Origin of the sequence: Aerococcus viridans, assembly GCF_002083135.2 — a bacterium.
Lineage (GTDB): Bacteria > Bacillota > Bacilli > Lactobacillales > Aerococcaceae > Aerococcus > Aerococcus viridans_C.
Genome location: NZ_NBTM02000001.1, coordinates 418,833 through 444,568 on the forward strand (window position 1 = coordinate 418,833; position 25,736 = coordinate 444,568).

Sequence of the window (25,736 nt, forward strand, 5' to 3'; positions counted from 1 at the left end):
TTACTAAAGGGATAACTGCAGAATTCACATGAAATGTTGATAAACAATGCTATTTGGTTACAAATTTGTTAGAATATACTTAGAGCTATGATTACAGGAGGGTAAATGATGAGCTTTGAACCAATAAGTGAAACTGTTGATTTTGATGTGATCAAGTCACATGCAAAGCTAACTGATGAAGAGAATGCAATTAAAGAAGCGCGCGATAAAGAATTACGTGCAATTATGTCTGGTGAGGACGACCGTTTCTTATTAATTATCGGACCATGTTCCGCTGATAACGAGGAAGCAGTAGTTGAATATGCACACCGTTTAGCCAAATTACAAGAAGAAGTGAAAGATAAAGTCTTTATTGTACAACGTGTTTATACCAACAAACCACGTACAAATGGTGACGGTTATAAAGGCATGTTACACCAACAAGATCCAACTGGTGAAACAAGCTTAATCCGCGGTATGAAAGCTGTTCGTAACATGCACCGTCGTGTCATCACTGAAACAGGCATGACAACTGCAGACGAAATGTTATACCCAGATAACTTACAATTTGTAGAAGACTTAGTATCTTATCACGCTGTAGGTGCTCGTTCTGTTGAAAACCAACAACACCGTTTCGTTGCTTCTGGTTTAGACTGCCCTGTTGGTTTAAAAAACCCGACATCAGGTAACCTAACTGTGACCTTTAACGCCCTACATGCGGCGCAAAAACCACAAGAGTTAATGTATTCAGGTCAAGAAGTATTAACAAGTGGTAACCCTTATGCCCACGTTATCCTACGTGGTGGTACCCTTGAAAATAAAGAAGTAGTGCCAAACTACCACTACGAAGACCTAATAAAAACCATCAATAACTACAAAAAAGAAGACTACCGTAACCCATTTGTTGTGATCGACACAAACCATGACAACTCTGGTAAAAACTACTTGGATCAAATCCGAATAGTTCAAGAAGTCTTACAAAACCGTCAATGGAACGAAGACATCAAAGCTTACGTTCGCGGTTTCATGATCGAATCATACTTACAAGATGGCCGTCAAGAGCCAGGTGGCGACGTATTTGGTCAATCAATCACTGACCCATGCTTAGGCTGGGAAAAATCAGAAGAATTAGTACGTTACATTGCAGAAAATGTTTAAAATCATAAAATAACAAAAAAACGAGCTCATGAATTTTTTAATTCAAGTAGCTCGTTTTTTTATTAAATTCGTAAACTGATGAATACTTCTATTAACCTGAGATAAGATCAGATATTATTCAACTGGTGCAAAACCATAGTCATCCCAAGCGGGTACTTGACCACCGTGATATACCTCGTCAATTAAAGTTGCCGTTTCTTCTGTTTGGTATATTTCTACAATTTGTTTAAATGTTTCATTATCAGCTTCATCTGTTCTAGCTGCAATTACATTAATATATTGTTGAGCTGATTCAGAATTTGGCTCTAAGAATAAGGCATCCTCTTGAGGATAGTAACCTGCGTCCACTGCATAACCACCATTAATCACTGAGAAGTCGACATCGTTTATTGAACGGGCAGTTTGCGCTGCATCCACTTCTTGAATATCCAAATTATAAGGATTTTCGGTAATATCATCAACAGTTGGTGTAAATGATGCAGACGCTTCTTCATCAAGTGTGATAAAGCCAGCCTCTTGTAATAAGTTTAAAGCACGACCACCATTCGTTACATCATTTGGGATGGCCACTGATTGTCCTTCACCAATTTCTTCAATTGATTCATGTTTTTCAGAATAAATCCCTAGAGGTGTAATGATTGTATTACCGATTGGAGTGAAATCATTACCCGACGCTTCCTCATAGTTATTCATGAAGATGATTGTTTGGAAAGAGTTTAAGTCAACTGACCCGTCCGCTAAGGCATCATTTGGTGTGTTGTAATCATTAAATTTTACCAACTCAATATCGATGTCATGTTCTTCTTTCGCACGTTCAGCCACGTTATCCCAAACGGTTGTGTCATCTCCAACAACCCCGATTTGTACCGTGTTATCTTCTGTACTACCACATGCAGCCAACAATAATGACGATCCTAAAGTAAACCCAACTAATTTAACAAATTTTTTCATATTTATTTCCCCTTTTCATTTTCCCAGTCTTTTCAATAAAAAAGCCCTTAGTCCAAACAGCTAAACTAGCTATCTCGACTAAGGACGCATTTCACGTGGTACCACCTTACTTTAGAAAGATATTCTTTCCCTCACTCCTACGCCATATTCAAAATACAGGGTAGGATTAGCGGATAACGGCGCCACACGAGCTCATCTTATGACCAAAATGGTCACTCGAATCACTTCAACCTCAAGGACCATTTTCAATACTTACCAATAGTTTCTTTCACCAAACGAAACCTCTCTAAAATTGATGCCTATTTACTTATCCCGTCTTCGGTAATGTCTAACTAAATAATAGCTAAATTGCTATAACCTGTCAACGGCAGAGAGATTTGGTTTTTTTATCAATAATAATCGGTGAAAACTATCACGATAATCTTATTTTCTGAATAGGCTCACTACGTAAATAGAAAGTTTAGCTCAATTGTAATCTTTCTGAACAAACGGCTTATATTTTCATCCATAAAAAAGAGAACCATCCGCAGACGGTTCCCCCATAATATATCGTTATCGCTTAACCAAATTAAATTTTATCAAACATCTCCGCTAAATAACGGTAAGATTGTAGCCGTTTCTCTTCATCAAAAATCGGCGCATAAACTAAAATTTCGTCTATACCAAGCGTTTCAATTTCATCATCCAGAATGGCTTTCACCGTTTCTTTAGACCCCTTGATAATAAATCGTTTAGCTAAGTAGTCCTCTAACAAGCCTTGGGCCCCAGCACCTAAACTGTAGTCTTTAGCCTCTTCAGGACTCATATTCGGCAAGAGTTGTCCAGTCCGAATCCCCATTTGCATCAATTCAATGGGTTTAGCTAAATAATCTGCTTCCTCATCTGTTTCGCCCACAATGATCATATAAGACACCATGACTTTCGGTTTTTGGAAAAATGCACTCGGCTCAAACCGGTCCCGATATAATTTAAAAACATCCGGGTCCGTTTCAATCCCAAAGAATTTAGCAAAGGCATAACCCAAGCCCATTTGTGCCGTCACCAAGGCTGACTGACCTGAAGACCCTAGCATCCAAGGTTCAGTCAGGTGCTTCAAGTTTTGTGGCATAGCCCGGACCTTACCATAAAAATCTGGTGCTTGTTTATCCGCCAAATAATCTAGAATGACTTGGATTTTATCATACATGTCTGTAAAGGTTTGTGGCCGCCCTTCAGCTAGTGCCTTAATCTCATCAGGTCCTGAACCCGGTGCCCGTCCTAGCCCAATATCAATCCGCCCTGGTGCTAAAGCCGTCAGCAACTTGAAGTTTTCTGCAATCTTCAACGGTGAATAATGCATAATCATAGTACCGCCCGTACCCAAATGAATGCGGTCTGTTTTAGCTGCCGCATAAGCGACCAACATCTCCGGTGACACCGACGCCAAACTTGCCATATTATGATGTTCCGCAAACCAATACCGGTTATAATTCATTTTCTCAATCTCTTGGACAAACCGCATGGTACGTTCAACCGCACCCTCAGCCGATTCTCCTTTATTTATCGTCACTAAATCGTGTACGCCTAATTCCACAAAAAACATCCTCTCTATTTTTATGCTCCCTACTATTATAGCCGGTGCATCTTAAACTAGAAAGAAATACGACTTGACTAATCCTGACTTTAATTAAACAACTAATCCTTGTGCTAAATAAGCTACTACATTCAAGACCCCAGCCAATAGCATGATCACCACCGGGTCCCACTTGGTTTTAAATAATAAAGTTAAACATATAGCAAAAATGACAATCGCAACGATGTTGATGGTTTGTATCCCCACCACTTGGTCTCCCCAAAAGCTCGTCACTAGAATAGACATCCCTGCCGTCGCAATCATAGCTACCACCGCTGGACGAAGGGCTTTTAGCACATACTGCAGTGAATCCAAATTCCGGTATTTCATGTAAACATAGGCCAAAATGGTTACCAAAATAATCGATGGAAAGACCGATCCAAGCGTCGCCACAATCCCACCTGGGACACCCGCAATCTGATTGCCCACAAAAGTCGCCGAATTTATAGCAATCGGACCTGGCGTCATTTGAGAAATGGTAATCAAGTCCGTAAACTCTTGCTGGGTGAGCCATTGGTGGTTGGTCACAATTTCATCCTGGATTAAAGGTAAGGCCGCATACCCACCCCCAAAGCTAAAAGCACCCACCTTTAAAAAAGAAAGAAACAGTTGTAGATAGATCATGCCTTTTTCCCTCCTTTAAAATGGTCAATCAAGAATTTACCCAAGCCTAAAGCTGTTGCCGTTGAAATAATCAAAACCACATTGATGTTAAAGATATAATTGGCCACAAAAGCCAGGAACATGGCCGTAATCAACCATGGATTCTTGGTATCAGTAACCTCTTTCCCCATCTGAAGGATTACTGCCACAATGACTGCAGCCACACCAGCCTGCATCCCTTCTAGTAACAAGGAAATCCAGACATTAGACCGAAAAACGTCATAGAAGAAAGAAATCAGGGTGATAATGGTGGACGGCGGGATAATCGTTGCAACCACAGCCGTTAAAACGCCCGCCAACCCTGCCAACTTATAACCAATTACAATCGCTCCATTAACCGCAATGGCACCCGGTGCCGACTGGGCAATCGCCACCAAATCAAGCATCTCGTCTTTATCAATCCAACCCAAATCATCCACAAAAGTCTTTCGCATCAAGGTGATAATCACATAACCCCCACCAAAAGTGAAAGCAGACAAAATAAGGGTCGATATAAATAATTGCCGTAAAATCGCTAACTTATTATCTGATTGTTTATTCTCCATAAGACTCCTTTCCAATAAAATCCGTATCTTATCTTCACCCTACATTATACAGAATTGGCCCTGAGAATTTGAAAAATAACTCCTTGATGTGGCATGCGTTTCATCCAATACAATGAAATCAAAATAAGGAAAAGAGGTTATAGATAATTATTAAAAACATTTATTTAGATATGAATAACACCTTACTCATGCTTCATTATAGATAAATGCATTTGTTATTGCTTGTATCCAAGTTTACGATTTATTTCTGTAGCCAAGTATTCCATTCTATTTTTATGGATCTTATAAACTGAAAGATATATCAATAAGAAAACCATTATATTCCCAAGTAATGGTATAACATTTATCGGTTTGGGTGTGAAGATAACTTGGAGGAGGATTAATCCCCCTAGTTGAGCAGAAATGTTAGCAAGGTGATACTGAATAGCTGTTTTAAAATCGATAGTAGCCACTATATTGGCAATTATAGTCATTAATAAAACCAATACCGCCATTAGAATCAAATCCAAACTTGAAATATTTTTATTCTCGGTTCCAATAGCTGAGGAAATAGCACTTAGTAAAACTAGTACTGAGTAAATATAAGTCATATTAGCAAGATTATAATTCAAAAAGTTTTTCATTTGATGCTCTCCTTTATATGTTTAGATATGCTTTAATGTTCTTTGTATAATGACGATTGATCACTAATTTTTCTAAATTCAGTAATTTAGCTTCCAATTTGTAATTCGGCAGTACCGAAACACTTTTTAGATAATCCATATTTAAAAGTGTGTTTTTACTTATCCGCAAGAAACTAGTATTTAATAACCGTTGTTCAAAAAAATAGAGTTTCTCTTTACTTTCAAATACTAGTTGGTCTGTGTATAAGAATGTGAGGTTATCCACACTTTCTATATAGCAAACATCTTTCATATTGATAAAATGCGTCTCACCATGATACTTACCCGGTAAATCAATATTCTTCTCTTCTACTAGATTAATCAATTGCTGAAGTTTACGATCATATGTTTTATAAGTCACTTCTATCATCGTTTCTTCAATATTGGCATCTTCTTTCAGTAATAATTTCATTCATACCCTTCTTTCAATTTGTTATAACCCATTTTATGTTTGCTAAATCTTAAAATCAACACAATCCTAGCGAAGTGCATTGAATCAAATCTCAAATGCAAAAAAAGGTATAAAAAAACACCAACGCATAAATCGTTGATGCTTCATTTGATACCGGTGGCCGGGGTCGAACCGGCACGTCCGTAAGGACACAGGATTTTGAGTCCAGCGCGTCTGCCAATTCCGCCACACCGGCAAATCAATATAATATTTGCATGTCTTTCTAAAAGCGTGAAAGGCGGTAGTCGGATTTGAACCGGCGATCAAGCTTTTGCAGAGCCATGCCTTACCACTTGGCTATACCGCCATAAATAAAAAACTGGGATAGCTGGATTCGAACCAACGCATGACAGAGTCAAAGTCTGTTGCCTTACCGCTTGGCTATATCCCAATAAAAAAGGGCGAGTGATGGGAATCGAACCCACGAGTGTCGGTGCCACAAACCGATGCGTTAACCACTTCGCCACACCCGCCAAAATAATAATATTAGTAAAAACAGGGACAGTAGGAATCGAACCCACAATGACGGTTTTGGAGACCGTAGTTATACCGTTTAACTATGTCCCTATCCAAGTAATATCCCATAGTTTAAAAAGATAAATGGAGGGAGAAGGATTTGAACCTTCGAACCCGAAGGAACGGATTTACAGTCCGCTGCGTTTGGCCACTTCGCTATCCCTCCGTATGGTCCGAGACAGATTTGAACTGCCGACACCTTGAGCTTCAATCAAGTGCTCTACCAACTGAGCTATCAGACCATATTAATAATATTTTAAACTAACGGTCCCGACGGGAATCGAACCCGCGATCTCCTCCGTGACAGGGAGGCGTGATAACCGCTACACTACGGGACCAAATATTTGTAAAACAAAATTCTAATGGAGAATGAGGGGCTCGAACCCCCGACATCCTGCTTGTAAGGCAGACGCTCTCCCAGCTGAGCTAATTCTCCTAGAATAATGACCCGTACGGGACTCGAACCCGTGTTACCGCCGTGAAAGGGCGGTGTCTTAACCGCTTGACCAACGGGCCATAAAATATTTTTTTACGGAGAGTAAGGGATTCGAACCCTCGAAACAGTTTCCTGTTTACACGATTTCCAATCGTGCTCCTTCGGCCTCTCGGACAACTCTCCAAGGCAAGGAACTCTACCAACTCCGCAAGTAGGACTCGAACCTACGACATCTTGATTAACAGTCAAGCGCTACTACCAACTGAGCTATTGCGGAATAATAATACTGCATGGCAACGTCCTAGTCTCACAGGGGGCAACCCCCAACTACATTCGGCGCTAAGAAGCTTAACTTCTGTGTTCGAGATGGGAACAGGTGTGTCCTTCTTGCCATCATTACCACACAATATTTATATGAGCTTTTGTTCGCTCAAAACTGAATCTGTAAGTCGTCTACCATTCCATCATACAATCTTATTATCCATTGGATAAGTCCTCGACCGATTAGTACTAGTCCGCTCCATACATCGCTGCACTTCCACTTCTAGCCTATCTACCTGATCGTCTCTCAGGGGTCTTACTATCTTAAAGATATGGGAAATCTCATCTTGAGGAGGGCTTCACGCTTAGATGCTTTCAGCGTTTATCCCATCCACACATAGCTACCCAGCGATGCTCTTGGCAGAACAACTGGTACACCAGCGGTGTGTCCATCCCGGTCCTCTCGTACTAAGGACAGCTCCTCTCAAATTTCCAACGCCCGCGACGGATAGGGACCGAACTGTCTCACGACGTTCTGAACCCAGCTCGCGTACCGCTTTAATGGGCGAACAGCCCAACCCTTGGGACCGACTTCAGCCCCAGGATGCGATGAGCCGACATCGAGGTGCCAAACCTCCCCGTCGATGTGAACTCTTGGGGGAGATAAGCCTGTTATCCCCAGGGTAGCTTTTATCCGTTGAGCGATGGCCCTTCCATGCGGAACCACCGGATCACTAAGCCCGACTTTCGTCCCTGCTCGACTTGTAGGTCTCGCAGTCAAGCTCCCTTCTGCCTTTACACTCTACGAATGATTTCCAACCATTCTGAGGGAACCTTTGGGCGCCTCCGTTACATTTTAGGAGGCGACCGCCCCAGTCAAACTGCCCGACTGACACTGTCTCCCGACCGGATTACGGTCGCGGGTTAGAGTGGCCATGTCACAAGGGTAGTATCCCACCAGCGCCTCCACCGAAACTAGCGTTCCGGCTTCAATGGCTCCTACCTATCCTGTACATGTCACACAGACACTCAATATCAACCTGCAGTAAAGCTCCATGGGGTCTTTCCGTCCTGTCGCGGGTAACCAGCATCTTCACTGGTACTACAATTTCACCGAGTCTCTCGTTGAGACAGTGCCCAAATCGTTACGCCTTTCGTGCGGGTCAGAACTTACCTGACAAGGAATTTCGCTACCTTAGGACCGTTATAGTTACGGCCGCCGTTTACTGGGGCTTCAATTCGTACCTTCGCTAATGCTAAGCACTCCTCTTAACCTTCCAGCACCGGGCAGGCGTCAGCCCCTATACGTCATCTTTCGATTTTGCAGAGACCTGTGTTTTTGATAAACAGTCGCTTGGGCCTATTCACTGCGGCTGACCAAATGGTCAGCACCCCTTCTCCCGAAGTTACGGGGTTATTTTGCCGAGTTCCTTAACGAGAGTTCGCTCGCTCACCTTAGGATGCTCTCCTCGACTACCTGTGTCGGTTTGCGGTACGGGTTGTTTGTATCTAACTAGAAACTTTTCTTGGCAGTGTGACGTCAGCAGCTTCGGTACTATATTTCCCTCCTCATCACAGCTTGTCTTTAACACGAAGCATTTCACTCTGTGTCAGACTCACTGCTTGAACACGAATCCAATAACGTGCTCTGCTTAGCCTCCTGCGTCCTTCCTTTGGTCAAACAATACAAACAAGTACAGGAATCTCAACCTGTTGTCCATCGCCTACACCTTTCGGTCTCGGCTTAGGTCCCGACTAACCCTGGGAGGACGAGCCTTCCCCAGGAAACCTTAGTCATACGGTGGACGGGATTCTCACCCGTCTTTCGCTACTCATACCGGCATTCTCACTTCTAAGCGCTCCACAAGTCCTCTCGATCTTGCTTCTCTGCCCTTAGAACGCTCTCCTACCATATCCATGCGGATATCCACAGCTTCGGTGTTCAGTTTAGCCCCGGTACATTTTCGGCGCAGGGTCACTCGACTAGTGAGCTATTACGCACTCTTTAAATGATGGCTGCTTCTAAGCCAACATCCTAGTTGTCTAAGCAACCCCACATCCTTTTCCACTTAACTGAAACTTTGGGACCTTAGCTGGTGGTCTGGGCTGTTTCCCTTTCAACTACGGATCTTATCACTCGCAGTTTGACTCCCGGATTAAAATATTTGGCATTCGGAGTTTATCAGATTTCGGTAATCCTAGATGGACCCCTAGATCAAACAGTGCTCTACCTCCAATATTCATCATCCGAGGCTAGCCCTAAAGCTATTTCGGAGAGAACCAGCTATCTCCAAGTTCGATTGGAATTTCTCCGCTACCCACACGTCATCCCCGCCTTTTTCAACAGACGTGGGTTCGGGCCTCCAGTGCGTTTTACCGCACCTTCACCCTGCACATGGGTAGGTCACTTGGTTTCGGGTATACGACTACATACTCGACGCCCTATTCAGACTCGCTTTCGCTATGGCTCCGTTTCTTCAACTTAACCTTGCATGCAATCGTAACTCGCCGGTCCGTTCTACAAAAAGTACGCCATCACCCATTAACGGGCTCTGACTGCTTGTAAGCGCACGGTTTCAGGTACTATTTCACTCCCCTCTCGGGGTGCTTTTCACCTTTCCCTCACGGTACTGGTTCACTATCGGTCACTAGGGAGTATTTAGCCTTGGGAGATGGTCCTCCCGGATTCCGACGGAATTACACGTGTTCCGCCGTACTCAGGATACAGACTAGCGTTATTGATCTTTCGTCTACGGGATTGTCACCCTCTGTGATTGGCCTTCCCATGCCATTCGACTAAATCTTTAACTACATATCGTCTGTCCTACAACCCCAAAGAGCAAGCTCTTTGGTTTGGGCTCTTTCCGTTTCGCTCGCCGCTACTCAGGAAATCGAATTTTCTTTCTCTTCCTACAGGTAATGAGATGTTTCAGTTCCCTGCGTCTTCCCCTCAAACTACTATGTATTCGTAGTTGAGTAATTGCCAATCAAAGCAATTGGGTTTCCCCATTCGGAAATCTCCGGATCAAAGCTTACTTACAGCTCCCCGAAGCATATCGGTGTTAGTCCCGTCCTTCATCGGCTCCTAGTGCCAAGGCATCCACCGTGCGCCCTTATTCACTTAACCATTGGTTAAGTTGTATGATTCGCGAAAAGTAATTTGCTTACTTTTATTGGTTTTTTACTCTTGGTAAAATTGGAATTTCTTATATTAATTATCTCCTGGTAGAAAATAATTAAATAAGAGGTTTATTACTTACAGTATTCAGTTTTCAAAGAACAAAATGGCAACCTCATTTTAATGGTTGCTATGGAGAATAGCGGGATCGAACCGCTGACCTCCTGCGTGCAAAGCAGGCGCTCTCCCAGCTGAGCTAATCCCCCATGGCTGGATATATTTATATATGTATTACTTATTCCATTTCTGGAATGGGCCTGAATGGACTCGAACCATCGACCTCCCGCTTATCAGGCGGACGCTCTAACCAGCTGAGCTACAGGCCCGATTGGCTTCCATCACTATAAAAATATAGTATAGACCTCTCAAAACTAAACAAAGAAGAGTTGCACCTATTGTGTATTCCGTTATATTCCTTAGAAAGGAGGTGATCCAGCCGCACCTTCCGATACGGCTACCTTGTTACGACTTCACCCCAATCATCTGTCCCACCTTCGGCGGCTGGCTCCATAAAGGTTACCTCACCGACTTCGGGTGTTACAAACTCTCGTGGTGTGACGGGCGGTGTGTACAAGACCCGGGAACGTATTCACCGTGGCGTGCTGATCCACGATTACTAGCGATTCCGGCTTCATGCAGGCGAGTTGCAGCCTGCAATCCGAACTGAGAATGGCTTTAAGAGATTTGCTTGCCCTCGCGGGTTTGCGACTCGTTGTACCATCCATTGTAGCACGTGTGTAGCCCAAGTCATAAGGGGCATGCTGATTTGACGTCATCCCCACCTTCCTCCGGTTTGTCACCGGCAGTCTCATTAGAGTGCCCAACTGAATGCTGGCAACTAATAATAGGGGTTGCGCTCGTTGCGGGACTTAACCCAACATCTCACGACACGAGCTGACGACAACCATGCACCACCTGTCACTTTGTCCCCGAAGGGAAAGCCCTATCTCTAGGGTGGTCAAAGGATGTCAAGACTTGGTAAGGTTCTTCGCGTTGCTTCGAATTAAACCACATGCTCCACCGCTTGTGCGGGTCCCCGTCAATTCCTTTGAGTTTCAACCTTGCGGTCGTACTCCCCAGGCGGAGTGCTTAATGCGTTAACTGCGGCACTGAAGGGCGGAAACCCTCCAACACCTAGCACTCATCGTTTACGGCGTGGACTACCAGGGTATCTAATCCTGTTTGCTCCCCACGCTTTCGAGCCTCAGTGTCAGTAACAGACCAGAATGTCGCCTTCGCCACTGGTGTTCTTCCATATATCTACGCATTCCACCGCTACACATGGAGTTCCACATTCCTCTTCTGTACTCAAGTTTCCCAGTTTCCAATGACCCTCCACGGTTAAGCCGTGGGCTTTCACATCAGACTTAAGAAACCACCTGCGCTCCCTTTACGCCCAATAAATCCGGACAACGCTTGCCACCTACGTATTACCGCGGCTGCTGGCACGTAGTTAGCCGTGGCTTTCTGATAAGATACCGTCAAGACTGTAGCAGTTACTCTACAATTTGTTCTTCTCTTATAACAGAGTTTTACGACCCGAAGGCCTTCTTCACTCACGCGGCATTGCTCCGTCAGGCTTTCGCCCATTGCGGAAGATTCCCTACTGCTGCCTCCCGTAGGAGTTTGGGCCGTGTCTCAGTCCCAATGTGGCCGATCACCCTCTCAGGTCGGCTATGCATCATCGTCTTGGTAGGCCGTTACCCCACCAACTAACTAATGCACCGCAAGGTCATCTATAAGTGACAGCAGAGCCGTCTTTCAATCTTCTTCCATGCGGAAGAAGATATTATGCGGTATTAGCACCCGTTTCCGAATGTTATCCCCCGCTTATAGGTAGATTCCTTACGTGTTACTCACCCGTTCGCCGCTAACGTCAGAAGTGCAAGCACTTCATCTGTTCGCTCGACTTGCATGTATTAGGCATGCCGCCAGCGTTCGTCCTGAGCCAGGATCAAACTCTCATGAAAGATTTTCATGAGCTTGATTGCTCATTAAAGTTTGCTGACTTATTTATAGTAGTTCTCACTACTTTTGATTGTTGGAATCAAATGATTCCATACACAATTTTTGGTTTGTCTTCTTTGTTCAGTTTTCAAAGGTCTATTTGGTTGCCTTGCAGCAACTCATATATCATATCACCTTCATTCAAGGACTGTCAAGCAAAACTTTTAAAAAGTTTTCATTAACATTTGCTGCCCGCTGTTTTTCAATGAAGCGACTTAAATATCTTAACTTACAAACTAACTTCTTGTCAACAAGTAATTTAAGAAATATTTTTGCTTGTTTTGAGAACTAAAATAGCGCTCTCGACAACTACTTAACAATACCATGATATAAATCAGAATGTCAATAAGTATTTTTCAAAAATATTTGACTGAAATGTTCCGCTTAGAACTATTTCCGTAACAAGAATTATAGCAAGTATTCCATTTCTACACAAGCGTAATTTGAATAAAAAATCAAAAAATTGTTTATTCAAATATTAAAAGAACGCAAACCCTTGATATATTTGCGTTCTTTCAACATCACTATGCTACTTACGGCAGTCTATTGCCTGCACTCTGATAGATTTCATACCATTCTTGACGGGTAAATTGAATCTCGCTCGCCTTGGCATAATTTAAAATCCGATCGATATTGGTAGTTCCTAAGACAACTTGGGTGTTTCCCGGAATGCGCAGCAACCATGCGATAGCTGCAGCTTCATTATCTAGACCATAACGACCTCCGATTTCGCTTAACTTGTCATTCAGGTCTTCATAAGAAGGATCGCTGAATAGTACCCCGTTTTCTCCTTGAATCGGTGACCACGCTTGGATAGCCATATCATGTAGTCGTGCATAATCGATTAATTCACCGCCACGATTTACGCCTTCATCAGCTTTGGTATTCACGCTGAATCCATAATCTAATGCTAGAGTATGCGCCGGTGATAATTGAATCTGGTTAGCGACTAAATCTTGTTTGACATACTTCTTCAATAGGTCAACTTGAATTGGCGTATGGTTACTTACACCGAAATGTCGAACTTTACCGCTCGTTTCCAATATATCGAAGGCTTCTGCGATTTCTTCTGGTTCCCACAAGGCATCGTTACGATGTAATAGTAGAATGTCTAGATAATCTGTTTGTAGTCTTTCTAAAGATTCATCTACCGATTGTAAGATATGCTCTTTTGATAAGTCGAAGAAGTTTTGTTCGTTATTGTTATAGGTTCCTGGTAGGTAAATACCTACTTTAGACTGCAGGATGATATTTTCTCTTGGGATGTTTAAGCCGGCAAAGGCTTGGCCGAATAATTTTTCCGCCCCACCTCTTTCTCTTGCGTAAATATCTGCATGGTCGAAGAAAGTTAATCCTGCGTCATAGGATTGTTGGATTAGGTCTTGTACTTCTTCTACTGATTTACCTTCAATCCGCATACAACCTACTGCTAGATTGGGTGCTGTTAAACCATTTTGCCCTAATGAGATATGTTTCATGTATATGCCTCCGTTTCAATATAAGAAAACGTTTTCTTGTCACTGGTGAAATTATACTTGTTTTTTGGTCAAGTGGAAATAAAAGCGTCTGGTCCATTGAAATATCTGGTCACATACTTAAATGGTGTCTGTTCGGATGAATTTTGTTTGTCGGTAAGATATGTAGAGCATGATAATCGTTCCACCCCATAAGATGGGGATCATCACATTGACACTTGTGGTATAAAAGCCGACAATAATGGCGATAATTGCAGGTAATCCCATGGCGGTTGCGACCATGCCTAAACAGTATTGGAAGGAGAATAGGTCATGGAATTTGTGTTTTTGTAAAATGTTCAGCCGCGAAACAATAATCATTAAGCCCCCTAAACCAAGAATAAAGATGGTCAACTGACGGGTCATGACGAGGATTTGCTTACTTTGGGTATTCACTTCCGTTTGGTAGCTGACCCGTAAACTTTCGATAAAAGTCGCATTATCAGCCATATGGTCATTCAAGTCTAATGGTAGATTAGCTGTATAACGCGTATTTTGGTCTGTTTGATAAACAAATTGGTCTGGCAGGATCAAGAGTAACTTGTCAGACCCCTTTAAGTAGCCATCTAAATTATCAGCACTGGGGAAAATGACTACTTGTAACTCGTCACCGTCAATAATGATATCCGCCTGGTCTGATTGAAAGGCGCCATTGTCATAGTTAAAATTCGATAATTCGCTGACTGTTTCTTCTGGTATAACGGTCTGTAATTCTTCAAAAGCATTATTAACTGTCCCATCTTCAACGGGCTCGAAACTGCTGGCAAAGGGCCAGGTCATGATAATCGACCAGCCAACCATTACAAGAATTGATTTCCACCAGGTCATTAGGTGCCGGTGGTAGAAGATATTAGCTGGGCTGAACATGTCTTTCATATAGTGTATTGGAAACATTTAAACGAATCGCTCCTTTTTAGTGGTGACTCTATTATAACTGAACTTGACTTGAATCAGGCAAGCTTTTACCTTGTCGTGTAGTGGCGGGTTTTGTGCTAAAATGAAAGTATTCTAATGTACAGGAATTTCATTTCAGGAATTCATTTAAAGAAGGAAGGCACAGTATATGAAACAAATAGATAAAAAAATTGCTATCATCGGCTTAGGCAATATGGGAACAGCAATTTTAAACGGCTTGGTAAAATCGGGCGAGATTGACAACCAACTGATTACTGGTTCACGCGCTAACCCTGAAAAAGCTGAAGCGGACTCAGCTAAGTATGGTTTCGCCATTTTGACAGATAATAAGGAGACGACTAAGGGCGCGGACGTGGTTATCCTTGCGGTAAAACCTTATTTAATCAAGGACGTGGTGGATGAAATCAAGCCGACACTTACTGCGGAGACGATTGTGATTTCGGTTGCGACGGGCTACAGTTTGACGGATGCGGCTGAACAGTTAGGTGATTCTGCCAAATTTGCCCGGGTGATGCCTAATATTCCAGCGCAAGTTGGGGAAGGGATTTCTGGTGTTGTCTATAATGAAAACTTATCGGCATCGGATAAGGAATTAATTATGCAAATCCTTCATACTTTCGGGTCAGCGGAACAGTTGACTGAGAACCAGTTGGACGCCTTCACAGGGATTGCGGGTTCGAGTCCAGCGATTATCTTCATGATTATTGAAGCGATGGCGGATGCCGGTGTAGCAAAAGGACTTACCCGACCACAAGCGCTAGCCTTTGCAAAACAAGCGGTTAAGGGGTCAGCTCAGTTGGCAATTGAATCGGACCTGCACCCTGGCGCTTTGAAGGACGCGGTTTGTACCCCAGGTGGCACAACCATTGAAGAGGTCCGCACAGCTGAGTCAATAAACCTGCGCGGCACAATTATTGAAACGATAATTGCGGGTATTGAAAAGTCGGAAAGTTTATGATTTCTGTAAATTGCTGAAAACTTGCTGTTATTGCTAGCTTTCACGACCATTGCCTAGTAATATGGATAGTTGAAGAGATACTACAAAATGATGAAGAACATTAAAAAGGATTGAATGAAAATGAAACTTGGTGCCAGGATGTTTAAGACGGGTCTTGGGGTAATGCTCAGTATTTTAATTGCTGACTGGTTACCCTTTGTTGAGCCTGTCATCCCTGCCTTTACTGCGGTCATCGGTTTACAACAAACTGTAAGAGGATCGATTGATACCTTCTTTAACCGTGTTATGGCGGCGATACTTGGGGGTATCGTTGCTGTAGTTATGGTGCACTTTTTCGGTAATTCCCCTATTATTATTGGGGTGACCGTGACGATTTTTATCGGGATTTTGCGGGCTTTAAATATGGCCAACGTTATCACCTTAGCAACCATTACCCTTGTGGTGATTATGCTGCACGACCAAGATATGATTATCACCTCTGCCATCGCGCGTGTGGTTGAGTCATTACTTGGAGTTACCGTTTCCCTATTAGTGAACGTCTTTGTTTTACCACCTAAATACGACGCCATTCTTTACGAAGAAGTCAATAAAACCTCTAGTGAAATCTTAGTGCGTTTAAGAGCCATCCTTCGCAAAAACGGCGAATACTCTACCCTAACCTCTGATATCGCCTGGGCAGAAAATCGTATCGCACAAAGTCACAGCCTATACGCACTCTTAAAAGATGAGAATGTCTGGTCTAAACAAAAACTACCCATGTTAAAACGAAAACTCGTTGTTTTCCGGGCTTTAATCGTGTCACTAGAACAAGCATTGGCCTTATTATCCGTCTTACATACCCATACCAATGTCATGTTCCAATTACCAGAAGAACTACGGATCCAAATCCGCGAACGGATTGAAACCCTATGTTCAGCCCATGAACAAATCTTCTTGAAATTTGACGGTCGAATCTCACCATTAGAAGTGAATTTCTTTCAACCAACCCAAGGGTACCGGCAAGACTTAATGGACTCTATCTTCGAATACGCAGCCATTAAACAAACTGCTACCCAAGAAGAATTTGAGCGTTCAAACGCTTTAATGTTAATCACCGGCCAATTGGTGTCTTACGAAGAATCATTAATTAAACTAAACACCTTGATTCGTTCATATAGAATCCACCACGACGAAGATGAATACCAAGCAGACTCACTAGAAGGCATCGAATAACTCGTATGTCAAAAAAACATAGTATACGCCATTTCAAAAGGAGAGGTCGAGACAATAGTCTCAACCCCTCCTTTTTTGAATATGCAGTTAATTTCGTTGTCATAATATCTTTTTGAGCAATAGTTATTCGGTAGAACAACTTAATGATGCTTGTGCGATTAAATTGAACATATCCAAAATAGCGGTGAAAGAGCCGACGTCCAAAAAGAAATCGTTGGAAGGTTAGGAAAGTGACTGACAAAGTCAGCTCAACCTAATCTGAAACCTAGTTCTTTCTAGAGGCTCGAACCCAACTAGTGATGTGCTAACGCATATTAGTCTGTGGGCGCTCACTCCCAACAGACTGAATCGTCAGACTAGAATCAGACCTTGGCTGATTTAGTCTCCACTGCTAGTCGAGTTTCCCAGGACAGACAGGAGACATTGGAAAAAGCGGAAGTCGAAGGCTTCTAAATTATTACATATCATAAAAACTTCACTAATCACTAAACCATATCAAAGCATAAATCTACGGTTTACCTGTATATGAATAAATACTAGGTACTACTACTCGACTCTTTCTAAAATCAATGTAGAAAGAATTGGTACATTAACATCTGCATTACCTTTGATTAAATCCACAAAGTCATCGCCAACCATCTTGTTATCGCGGGCAATTGGTCGCCAGCCACCTTCTGGTATCCATACTTTTACATCATTCAATTGGCCGTTAAAAATCACTACTAATTCATGTCCTATACCATGGTAATGCACGCCTATGATTTGGTAGTCTGACTTAATCACGGTTACATTTTCAAAAAATGTTTGTTGGTTTTTCTCTGTAAAGAATGGATATTTCTTCCGTAATGCCAATAAACCTTTAAAGTAGTTGACTGCATCATAGTTTGCAGCCATCAAATCCCAGTCCATACAGTTGATTTCGTCACCTGCGTTATAGGAATCTCTTACCCCATGCTTGGTTCGGAAGAATTCTTGACCAGAATGGAAGAACGGAATACCGGCTGACAAGGCAATAATCGAATTCCCTAATAGTTGCCGTCTTTTACGCAGTCTGACCGGTTCTTCGCCGTGGGATAAGGCGATTTTATCCCGTAAAGTATAGTTATCATGCACTTCAATATATTGGATTAATTGTTGAGCTTGAGTCACGTTCGCGTCCCGTTTTGACAAGTTACCCCCACCTAAAAATGATGCAAGGACGGCTTGTTCTGTCATAAATTTACCCGTGATAAAACCTGGATCCGTTGCGTCCCCGTAGTCCGATCCACGTACTTGATCGCGGAGTTGGTCATTAAAATAAGAAATACGAGGGGTTTTATAAGCATTACGAAGGATAGCCTTTTTGTCAGAAGACAAAAGAGTTTCTAAGTCCCAACCTTCACCGTACATTAAAATGGATGGATCAATCTTATCCAAGGCCTCGCGGATCAAATTTAAGGTTTCAATGTCATGAAGTCCCATTAAATCGAAGCGGAAACCGTCGATATGGAATTCCTTGGCCCAGTAAGTAATGGATTCAATCATGTACCGGCGGAACATCAAACGAGTTGAATCCGTCTCATTCCCTACACCTGACCCATTAGATAAGTCGCCATTTTTGTTGTAGCGGAAATAGTAGTAAGGAACGGTTAAGCCAAGCGGGTGGCGTTCGTGTTCATAAACGTGGTTATAGACAACATCCATCACAACGCGAAGTCCTTTGGCATGCAAGGCTTGGACCATTTCCCGCATTTCTTTCAATCGGGCTACTGGATCTCTTGGAGCCATGGAGTAGGAACCTTCTGGCACATTGTAATGCATGGGGTCATAGCCCCAGTTGTAATTATCTGGTCGATCAGACAATTCATCGACCGTTACAAAATCGGCCATTGGCATTAACTGCAGGTGGGTAATCCCTAGATCAGCAATATAATCTAAACCGGTGGCAAATTCGTTGGCTGTTTTAGTGCCACTTAGCGCAAGGCCCGCAAATTTACCGCGTTTTTCCTTAGGTACACCGGAATTGATATTGGACGTTAAATCACGGACGCTTGCTTCATAGATAATGGCATCGCGGGCGTCAGCAAACGGTGGACGTTTATCATTTTCCCAGTCATCCGGATAACCTTCTTCTAAATCAACAATGACAGACCGGGCGCCATTAACGGTAACGGCTTGTGAGTACGGGTCTTGGGTGATTTCAACAGTGGAATTAGGGAAGAAAATCCGGTACATATAAGGAACATTTTTGTAATCACCTTCTAAACGAACGACGTAGGTACCAGTTTCTACTTCTTCTTCCATTTGGATAGCTTCATATTCGTCAGACGTGTCAGATTTGTATAAGAGTAATTCAACATCAATCGCTATTGGGGTCCAAATACGTAAGAGCGTACTGGTTTTTGAGTAAGAGTAGCCGAGAAATCCGTCATAGTAATAAGCCTTATCAAAAGCATCCGACTCCATGGTTTCGCGCATGCGCAGACTAATTAATTCAGGATCTGCCGTTTCAATTAAATCAAAAATTTCTTGGATAGTTGCAATATCTTTTGCCATAAATGCCTCTTTTCTTCAGCTCGAAAAATGACTGATTTACATTAAGTTTATCATCTTTATTTTATCGACTTTTCCCTTAAAAGACTACAAAAAACACCCTAAAAGGTGAATTCCCGTCCATTCAGTAGACTATCACCATTTTTTGGTTATATCAGTGAATAGGGTGCCCTTTTAAGGTGTTTTAACTTGTTGTATTCATTTAAATCATACTGAATTGATTATTCTGAAACAGGTGTTTCATCTGTAGTAGAATCTTCTTCAATTACACTTTCTCGAGATGTATCAGTTGGTTCACTTGATGCACTTGATGATGCACTTGATGATGCATTCGACTCAGACGAACCGTAATCAGGTGCTGGTTCAGAGTAGTAGTAGTAGTAATCTTCTTCAGCCGCCGCTTCTTCTGCTGCAATTGATTCTGAGATATAAGCTGCTTCAGCTGCCGCCGATTCTTCCGCTGCGATTGATTCTGATTCTGCAATAGATGCATTTTCAGCGTCGATTGATGCCTGTTCTTCTGCTGCAATTGATTCAGCTTCTGCATCTAATGATGCTTGTTCTTCTGCTGCGATTGATTCTGATTCTGCTTGAGCATCTATTTTCGCTTGCATTTCAGCAACATCTTCATTTGCGCCGTCATACCCATCAGTGGCATTGATTTGCGTATCTTCAATTTGCGCCATTAAAGTGGTAGCCATTAATTGACTTGCTTCTTCGGAGAAACCTTCATCTGTAAAGCTATTTTCAAGGTTTAAGCTTTCTGAGCTATCACGTGCTTTACCGTAAGCAGTATTCACGTCATAAACATTATAGCCAGCTTCTTGCATAGCTGATAAAGTATTGTCGTTATAAGTTACATAGTCTTCATCTTCAGCCATTTCTTTATTTGAAGCTGGGTATTGCGCAAAGACGATTAAGGCTGAAGGTAGGTCCATACGAATAGTATTGAACAATTCTTCAATATTCGCTAAATGATCCTCTTCAGAGATTTCAGCTTCATAATCTTCTTCTACGAAAGTTGGGATAATCACTAATTGTGGGTTGGCTTCAGTTAGGTTACTTGAATGTTGGTCCACTGCATCGGCAGAGGTAATTTCTGTCCAGTCCACTGAGTTAACATTTGCTTCGTCAAAGCCGAGTTCATTTAAACGATCTGTGATAGTTGGTGTCCAAGCTTCTTGGTCTGCTTGGGTACGGGCGATTGAGATGGTTGGCACTTGCTCTACACTTTGTAGGTAGTATAAATAATGAAGTGCTGTTGTTTCCCCGCGGTTGTCCGTAAATGCTTGAACCATTTCTTCTGCATTATATTCTTCTGGTGTTGATGGTGCTGTTTGGTTCATATCTACTGACATTGAAGAAAATGTGCTGGCTTGGTCTGCTAACATATTTTGTTGGCGTGAGCGATAAACAAAATAGCTACCTCCCACTAACACCAATGAAATGACAATAAAGACTGCTGTCAAGATCATTTGGTTTCTATTTGATTTTCTATTCATGCTTGAGCTCCTTTATACAAACTTTTCCCATTGTTTATTCTATCATATAACAAAATGAAGCCAAACTGTATTAAATCTTTTAGGTTTTTTTAAGAATATGAGAGTAGGCAATTAGCCTACTCTTTCATTTTTCATTATGATATAATATTTTATGTTACAACCTAGCTAGGTGTAGAAAGTAGGTTTGGTGATGAGAAACCCTAAAGAAGGTGAATTCATCACAGTCAAAAGCTACAAGCACGATGGTTCCTTACATCGCACTTGGCGAGATTCTATGGTTTTAAAAACAAGTGACCAAAGTATCATTGCCTGCAATGATCATACCTTGGTTGTTGATTTTGACGGTAGACGATGGGTGACTAGAGAGCCCGCCCTACTATATTTCCATAAACACTATTGGTTCAATATTATTACAATGATTCGTCCGAACGGCGTATCTTATTATTGTAATTTAGCATCCCCTTACGTATTGGATGATGAAGCCTTGAAATATATCGATTATGATTTAGATATCAAGATTTTTCCTGATGGTAAGCGGAAGTTGTTAGACGTAGATGAATATAAAGACCACCGTCAGTTGATGGGGTACTCGTCTGATATCGATGCTATTTTAAAAGATAACGTTCAGGAACTTGTACGTTGGATTAATGAAGAAAAAGGCCCTTTTTCTAAAGAGTATGTAGATATTTGGTACGAACGCTATTGTCAGTTAAGTCATAAACGCAAAAAATAAATCATAGTAATATTCCAATGTAGATAAAGACTGTGGTGAAATAAAAGAGATGTGATTTTAAGCAAGCGGTGTGGGCCCTGGACCAACATCCTATAAGACTTCGTCCATCCTGAATATTCACGACAATTTAAACAAATGGCTACGACAGCAAAAGTCGTAGCCATTTGTTTTTTTGATTATTTAATATTGTGGTGACTATCTTTTTGATAATCTTCATAAGCTTGCCAAACTTTCATTTGCACAGTTGGAAAGGCATAGTCATCAAATTGATGGGGCGCTACCCAGGCATAATCCGCCTCACCAGAAGTAATCATATCATTGATTCTCTTTTCGTCCGCAGGTTTTAATTGGCCGTAGGTTAATTGGATATGCCAAATCAAATGGGTGAAGACATGTTTGACTTGGCCGATTTCCTTACGCATGAATATTGGCGAGACCCCGTAAGTTTCCTGACTTTCAGCTAGTAAAAAAGCCGATTTCTCATTTGCTGGCAGATCTTGGTTGGCACTTGTCCCCAAATCGATTAAGGGTACTGTCCACAAGTTATTCAGCAATTTGTGTTGCGTCCTTTTCTCAATCAATACTTGTCCTTTAGCATTCTGCAAGATAAGGGCCTGATAATAGACGGGTTTGGCCTTGGCTTTCTTACTTTTAATTGGGTAGTTGTCGGTGGTCCCGGTCAGGGTTGCCATTGTAAAATCACGCAATGGCGACAATTCGGGCATGGCTTTCTTCGGCGTTTCAAATGATGAACCGAGATCCATGATGGCCTGGTTGAAGTCTCCTGGACGGTCGGGATCTACTAGGTATTGGCCGACCGCTTCAAAAATCTTCCGATTGGCCGGCTTTTGAATATCTGCATTGATCATAAACAAGCGAGAAATGACCCGCATGGCGTTGCCGTCGATGGCTGGCACAGGGATACCAAAGGCGATAGACCCGATGGCACCTGCTGTATAAGGACCAATCCCCTTCAACCTTTTGATGTCGGCTAAATTATCTGGAAAAATCCCCTCGTGGTCCGCCATAATTTGTTGGGCCGCTGCCTGCATGTTGCGTACCCTTGAGTAATAACCCAAACCTTCCCAAACTTTCAACAATTGGTCCTCTTCTGCTTCCGCCAAGTCTTTGATGGTCGGAAAAGCAGCCAGAAAGCGAGCGTAATAGCCGATAACGGTATCTACCCTAGTTTGCTGCAACATAATTTCTGACACCCAAATCCGATATGGGTCCTTAGATTCCCGCCAAGGTAGACGGCGACTTTCCTTGTCATACCAGTCTAGAAAAGTCTTTCTAAAGTCCTGGTTGGTAGCCGGTCCCCAAACTTGGACACCTTCAATTACCGGCCCCAAGTCTTGGATAGCCGACTCATTCATATATAAAGACATGTCGATATCTTGATTTACTTCAGTCACTACTTTGCTTGCTCCTCTATTTCTGTTATATATTTTCCCGTATTTACCTATTATAGCATTTACCCATTTTCTTCCTCGTAAATCTCAAGCGCCTGATTTATTAATTCTGACGGATACCCCTTATTGTAGAGCATCCCCTTCACTTTAAAGGTCAAATCTCGGCCCGAAAGTTTCTTATACCGGCGCATGTATTTTTCCAAGTCTTTCTGTAAAACTGCCAATTCCTGGTCCTCATCCTGGTATTGGTCAGCCAGTTGCTGCATCAACTCTTGAATCAAATCACTGTCAAATCCCTTTTGCACCAAGTATTGTTTGGTCTTTTGACTAGCATTTCGATGTGACGCCTTCCGCAACTGCTTTTGGAAATATTTTTCCGCAATCGCATAAGCATTTTCAACCTCAGTGTCCCGGTCATATTCATTCAAGGACTGGTCAATTTCATCTTCCCCAAGCCCCTTATTTTTCAACTCCCGAGCAATCACATTCGGTCCTTTTTTATTGATATTCATAGCCGTTCGCGTATAGGCCTGACCGAACATGGTGTCATCGATCAGCTTAACCTCTTTCAATTTAGCAACCGCCTTCTCCATCACCTCAGGCTCAATTTCTTCTTCAGTTAACTTAGCCCGAACTTCCTTTTCAGACCGTAACTGGTGGCTCAAAAACCGGACCGCAAGCTGGTAGGCATAATCTTCCTTGTCAATTTGCTGGATATCCGCAATAAAATCCTTATCCAACACTTGGCCCTTATGCAAGGCGAACTTGACCAAAGTATTCTCGCTGATCCCAAAAGCGAATTGGCCCTTGATGTAGACATTGAACCGCTTCTTATTCTTTTTCTGAACCTCAATCAACGTAATTTCCCCAGCAACCACCTCATCTTTCGAAGATTCCGCCGGTAATTCCTTCTCTTGAAAAAGGGAATCCGCTTTCTGAACTCGCAACCCTTCAGCTTTGGCTAATAAATCAGAAGCTAAGCTATCGGCACTTAAAGCAGAATCTTCAATATTCGCTGATGTTTGATGACGGGGCGCTTGTCTAACCCTTGCCTTTTTCTGGTAGCTAGGGGTTTGTCCCCCTTTACTAGGGTCATTATCTGAATGTTTTTTCTTTATATGAGAGTTTTGGCTAATTTTTCTATCGACTGCTGCTTTTGACGATTGCTTTGAATTACCAATGTCAGACAGCTTTATGGGCCCTCGTTTTTTTTCAGTCATGCACGCTTCCCTCCTCAAAAATCCTTGTATACGTTATATATTTTAGCACAGGAAAAGTTTTGACAACAATTTCTGCTATTCCCTTGTCACTTTCCCCTCGGACGCCGTTCTTATTTGTGTAAGTCATCCGGAGGGCTTACAAAACAAAACTTGGAGGGAATACCTATGAAAAACTTTGAATCTGCCAAATTAGAATTAACTTACTTGAACGTGGAAACGGATAAAGAAACACGCATTACTTTAAACGGTTTAGTTGAAAACCCAGATACAGATAAAGTAAATGCTTTAGCACTTGCACTTTCTAACTTAATCGAAGACGCCTTTACAGGTGCCGAAGCAGTCGAACGTTACACTATAGCCTAATCACTAGCAAACCATTTACATGTCCCTATTGTCCTAAAGGAGGATTCTCATGATTGAAGAAACAAATGTATTCGAATTAAAATTTAAAACTGCTGACAACAAGACACGTACTGTTACTATTAAAAATCCTAAAGCAAATTTAGATGCTGCAACTGTCGAAGCTGCTTTAAATGCTTTTATCGCATCAGACGCTTTTGTGAATGAAGAAGGACACAAGATCTTCCACACTGTTGTTTCAGGTCGCTATGTTAACCGTCAAGTAGAAGACATCTACACAACAGAACCTGTAGAAGCATAATCAAATTGCAATAACACGAAGAGGCTTGGGCAATTTGTCCAAGTCTCTTTTTTTATACGCCATTTTTTATTGAATATTTTCTTTGATAATTTATTTATTCATAGGCCTTCAGCATACGCTTTCTCTATCATTGCCTTAAGAATAAGACGTGATCCAAGGCGCTCAAACAGGAGACGCTGGAAAAATTATGTTTTTGTAATTATCTTACCCACACAATCAAAAATATAAATTTTGAATATTTCAAAGGGGTAAGACGTTTTATGACGCACCCTTTTGGGTATAAAAAGAGTCGCATTCGTTCGTGGAACTTCAGGGCCACAAACGAATACGACTTTTCTAAGTTATTCTATTAATCAGTCAGGATTATAACTCAACTTTAACAACTAGGTTTCCGCCAACAGCGTCAACGATTTCTTGTAACGTTGCTAATGAAATGTTTTGTTGTCTTGATTCTACACGTGAAATGTAACTTTGTTTACGTCCAGAGATTTCAGCTAGGCGCGCTTGAGAAATTCCGCGTTTGCTACGAATTTCTAAGAGGATCTCTGCTGCGTTTTGTGTTGCTTTTTGACGAGCCGCTTCGCGTGGCTGTGCATTCGCAATTTTTAATTCTTCCATGTTCAGCCCTCCTTGCTTATATATTATACTACAAATTATT

The 25,736-nt window shown here is 42.1% G+C and carries 19 protein-coding genes, 14 tRNA genes, 3 rRNA genes and 1 other annotated feature; of the genes, 6 read left to right on the forward strand and 30 right to left on the reverse strand.

What is annotated here, in order from left to right:
- Positions 1–108: 108 nt before the first annotated feature.
- Positions 109–1,137 carry a 3-deoxy-7-phosphoheptulonate synthase gene (locus A6J77_RS02085; protein WP_083067870.1) on the forward strand — a complete coding sequence of 343 codons (1,029 nt, stop codon included), beginning with the start codon at positions 109–111 and terminating at the stop codon, positions 1,135–1,137.
- A 114-nt stretch (positions 1,138–1,251) separates the two neighbouring features.
- On the opposite strand, the gene A6J77_RS02090 is transcribed toward A6J77_RS02085, so the two are convergent.
- From A6J77_RS02090 to A6J77_RS02210, 25 genes are all read right to left on the reverse strand, one after another.
- Positions 1,252–2,088: a MetQ/NlpA family ABC transporter substrate-binding protein gene (locus A6J77_RS02090; RefSeq protein ID WP_083067872.1), complete on the reverse strand. Its 837-nt coding sequence runs from the start codon at positions 2,086–2,088 to the stop codon at positions 1,252–1,254.
- A gap of 77 nt (positions 2,089–2,165) precedes the next feature.
- Positions 2,166–2,416, reverse strand: a binding site (T-box leader).
- Positions 2,417–2,656: 240 nt separating this feature from the next.
- Positions 2,657–3,670, reverse strand: coding sequence for an LLM class flavin-dependent oxidoreductase (locus A6J77_RS02095; protein WP_193756628.1), 1,014 nt, complete (start codon positions 3,668–3,670; stop codon positions 2,657–2,659).
- A gap of 84 nt (positions 3,671–3,754) precedes the next feature.
- A complete protein-coding gene (locus tag A6J77_RS02100; RefSeq protein ID WP_083067875.1) occupies positions 3,755–4,324 on the reverse strand; it encodes a chromate transporter in 570 nt (189 codons plus the stop codon).
- Complete coding sequence (locus tag A6J77_RS02105; RefSeq protein WP_083067876.1) at positions 4,321–4,908, reverse strand: chromate transporter; 588 nt, start codon at positions 4,906–4,908, stop codon at positions 4,321–4,323. Before A6J77_RS02105 ends, A6J77_RS02100 begins: the two co-directional genes overlap by 4 nt.
- A gap of 215 nt (positions 4,909–5,123) precedes the next feature.
- A complete protein-coding gene (locus A6J77_RS02110; RefSeq protein WP_083067878.1) occupies positions 5,124–5,531 on the reverse strand; it encodes a hypothetical protein in 408 nt (135 codons plus the stop codon).
- 13 nt (positions 5,532–5,544) lie between these two features.
- Entirely contained in the window at positions 5,545–5,982 is a 438-nt protein-coding gene (locus A6J77_RS02115) for a LytTR family DNA-binding domain-containing protein (RefSeq protein ID WP_083067879.1), read from the reverse strand.
- Between the two features lie 151 nt (positions 5,983–6,133).
- Positions 6,134–6,217: transfer RNA gene (locus A6J77_RS02120), tRNA-Leu, on the reverse strand.
- 40 nt (positions 6,218–6,257) lie between these two features.
- Positions 6,258–6,328: transfer RNA gene (locus A6J77_RS02125), tRNA-Cys, on the reverse strand.
- Between the two features lie 12 nt (positions 6,329–6,340).
- A tRNA-Gln gene (locus A6J77_RS02130) sits at positions 6,341–6,412 on the reverse strand.
- 9 nt (positions 6,413–6,421) lie between these two features.
- Positions 6,422–6,494: transfer RNA gene (locus A6J77_RS02135), tRNA-His, on the reverse strand.
- 23 nt (positions 6,495–6,517) lie between these two features.
- A tRNA-Trp gene (locus A6J77_RS02140) sits at positions 6,518–6,588 on the reverse strand.
- A gap of 34 nt (positions 6,589–6,622) precedes the next feature.
- Positions 6,623–6,703 (reverse strand) — tRNA-Tyr (locus tag A6J77_RS02145).
- Positions 6,704–6,706: 3 nt separating this feature from the next.
- A tRNA-Phe gene (locus A6J77_RS02150) sits at positions 6,707–6,779 on the reverse strand.
- A gap of 23 nt (positions 6,780–6,802) precedes the next feature.
- Positions 6,803–6,875, reverse strand: a tRNA-Asp gene (locus tag A6J77_RS02155).
- Between the two features lie 25 nt (positions 6,876–6,900).
- Positions 6,901–6,973: transfer RNA gene (locus A6J77_RS02160), tRNA-Val, on the reverse strand.
- 8 nt (positions 6,974–6,981) lie between these two features.
- Positions 6,982–7,053 (reverse strand) — tRNA-Glu (locus tag A6J77_RS02165).
- Positions 7,054–7,069: 16 nt separating this feature from the next.
- Positions 7,070–7,156, reverse strand: a tRNA-Ser gene (locus A6J77_RS02170).
- A 20-nt stretch (positions 7,157–7,176) separates the two neighbouring features.
- A tRNA-Asn gene (locus A6J77_RS02175) sits at positions 7,177–7,250 on the reverse strand.
- A gap of 11 nt (positions 7,251–7,261) precedes the next feature.
- Positions 7,262–7,377 (reverse strand): 5S ribosomal RNA (gene rrf, locus A6J77_RS02180).
- Positions 7,378–7,457: 80 nt separating this feature from the next.
- Positions 7,458–10,361, reverse strand: a 23S ribosomal RNA gene (locus tag A6J77_RS02185).
- 184 nt (positions 10,362–10,545) lie between these two features.
- Positions 10,546–10,618: transfer RNA gene (locus A6J77_RS02190), tRNA-Ala, on the reverse strand.
- Between the two features lie 46 nt (positions 10,619–10,664).
- Positions 10,665–10,738 (reverse strand) — tRNA-Ile (locus tag A6J77_RS02195).
- A 94-nt stretch (positions 10,739–10,832) separates the two neighbouring features.
- Positions 10,833–12,382: ribosomal RNA gene (locus tag A6J77_RS02200) — 16S ribosomal RNA — on the reverse strand.
- Together the 16S, 23S and 5S rRNA genes with 14 tRNA genes alongside form the textbook arrangement of a ribosomal RNA operon.
- A gap of 570 nt (positions 12,383–12,952) precedes the next feature.
- Entirely contained in the window at positions 12,953–13,897 is a 945-nt protein-coding gene (locus tag A6J77_RS02205; protein ID WP_083067886.1) for an aldo/keto reductase, read from the reverse strand.
- A gap of 117 nt (positions 13,898–14,014) precedes the next feature.
- Entirely contained in the window at positions 14,015–14,827 is an 813-nt protein-coding gene (locus A6J77_RS02210; protein WP_227645102.1) for a DUF1189 family protein, read from the reverse strand.
- Positions 14,828–14,996: 169 nt separating this feature from the next.
- On the opposite strand from A6J77_RS02210, the gene proC reads away from it, so the two are divergent.
- Both proC and A6J77_RS02220 read left to right on the forward strand, forming a co-directional pair.
- Positions 14,997–15,806 carry a pyrroline-5-carboxylate reductase gene (proC, locus tag A6J77_RS02215; protein ID WP_083067887.1) on the forward strand — a complete coding sequence of 270 codons (810 nt, stop codon included), beginning with the start codon at positions 14,997–14,999 and terminating at the stop codon, positions 15,804–15,806.
- Between the two features lie 114 nt (positions 15,807–15,920).
- On the forward strand, positions 15,921–17,018 hold the full coding sequence (locus tag A6J77_RS02220) for an FUSC family protein (RefSeq protein ID WP_083067889.1): 1,098 nt from the start codon (positions 15,921–15,923) through the stop codon (positions 17,016–17,018).
- 546 nt (positions 17,019–17,564) lie between these two features.
- On the opposite strand, the gene pulA is transcribed toward A6J77_RS02220, so the two are convergent.
- Positions 17,565–19,553 carry a type I pullulanase gene (pulA, locus tag A6J77_RS02225; protein WP_083067891.1) on the reverse strand — a complete coding sequence of 663 codons (1,989 nt, stop codon included), beginning with the start codon at positions 19,551–19,553 and terminating at the stop codon, positions 17,565–17,567.
- A 218-nt stretch (positions 19,554–19,771) separates the two neighbouring features.
- Positions 19,772–21,052, reverse strand: coding sequence for an adhesin (locus A6J77_RS02230; protein WP_083067893.1), 1,281 nt, complete (start codon positions 21,050–21,052; stop codon positions 19,772–19,774).
- A 190-nt stretch (positions 21,053–21,242) separates the two neighbouring features.
- Here A6J77_RS02230 and A6J77_RS02235 point away from each other — a divergent pair, with 190 nt between their 5' ends.
- The gene (locus A6J77_RS02235) at positions 21,243–21,785 is read left to right on the forward strand and encodes a DUF402 domain-containing protein (protein WP_070466855.1); all 543 of its coding nucleotides are present in this window, start codon (positions 21,243–21,245) and stop codon (positions 21,783–21,785) included.
- Positions 21,786–21,961: 176 nt separating this feature from the next.
- On the opposite strand, the gene mutY is transcribed toward A6J77_RS02235, so the two are convergent.
- On the reverse strand, positions 21,962–23,200 hold the full coding sequence (mutY, locus tag A6J77_RS02240) for an A/G-specific adenine glycosylase (RefSeq protein WP_083067894.1): 1,239 nt from the start codon (positions 23,198–23,200) through the stop codon (positions 21,962–21,964).
- Positions 23,201–23,259: 59 nt separating this feature from the next.
- Positions 23,260–24,417, reverse strand: a complete 1,158-nt coding sequence (gene recX / locus A6J77_RS02245) for a recombination regulator RecX (protein ID WP_083067899.1) — start codon at positions 24,415–24,417, stop codon at positions 23,260–23,262.
- Between the two features lie 165 nt (positions 24,418–24,582).
- Here recX and A6J77_RS02250 point away from each other — a divergent pair, with 165 nt between their 5' ends.
- Positions 24,583–24,780 carry a hypothetical protein gene (locus A6J77_RS02250; protein WP_083067901.1) on the forward strand — a complete coding sequence of 66 codons (198 nt, stop codon included), beginning with the start codon at positions 24,583–24,585 and terminating at the stop codon, positions 24,778–24,780.
- 49 nt (positions 24,781–24,829) lie between these two features.
- Entirely contained in the window at positions 24,830–25,078 is a 249-nt protein-coding gene (locus tag A6J77_RS02255; protein ID WP_083067903.1) for a DUF2922 domain-containing protein, read from the forward strand.
- A 363-nt stretch (positions 25,079–25,441) separates the two neighbouring features.
- Here A6J77_RS02255 and A6J77_RS02260 read toward each other — a convergent pair whose 3' ends face one another.
- On the reverse strand, positions 25,442–25,696 hold the full coding sequence (locus A6J77_RS02260) for a helix-turn-helix domain-containing protein (RefSeq protein ID WP_003141237.1): 255 nt from the start codon (positions 25,694–25,696) through the stop codon (positions 25,442–25,444).
- Positions 25,697–25,736: the final 40 nt, after the last annotated feature.